This is a genomic window from Mesorhizobium sp. M4B.F.Ca.ET.214.01.1.1, from assembly GCF_004791545.1.
Taxonomy (GTDB): Bacteria; Pseudomonadota; Alphaproteobacteria; order Rhizobiales; family Rhizobiaceae; genus Mesorhizobium; species Mesorhizobium abyssinicae.
This window is the reverse complement of the sequence record NZ_SRUX01000060.1, coordinates 1-484: the sequence shown is the minus strand read 5'-3', so window position 1 is coordinate 484 and position 484 is coordinate 1. Positions and strand designations below refer to the sequence as shown.

1 protein-coding gene is annotated in these 484 nt (G+C 65.5%); it reads left to right on the top strand.

Going from position 1 to position 484, the window contains the following annotated elements:
• Positions 1-484: 2-oxo acid dehydrogenase subunit E2 (locus EN857_RS33280; protein ID WP_187331549.1), on the top strand; the 484-nt coding region annotated here is incomplete at both ends.

Genomic DNA, 484 nt, shown 5'->3' with positions numbered 1-484 from the left:
TGGTGATCAAGGCGATGGCGATGGCGCTGATGGCGGTGCCGGATGCCAATGCCTCGTGGACCGACAGCGCCATGGTCAAGCACAAGCACGCCGATGTCGGCGTCGCCGTGTCGATCCCTGGCGGCCTGATCACGCCGATCATCCGCCATGCCGACGAAAAGACGCTGTCGACGATCTCCAACGAGATGAAGGACCTGGCCAGCCGCGCCCGCAGCCGCAAGCTGAAGCCGGAGGAATACCAGGGCGGCACCACGGCGGTGTCCAATCTCGGCATGTTCGGCATCAAGGATTTTGCCGCCGTCATCAACCCGCCGCATGCGACGATCCTGGCGGTCGGCGCCGGCGAGCAGCGGGCGGTGGTGAAGAATGGCGAGATCAAGATCGCCAACGTCATGTCGGTGACGCTGTCGACCGACCACCGCGCCGTCGACGGCGCGCTCGGCGCCGAACTGCTCGGCGCCTTCAAGCGCATGATCGAAAACCC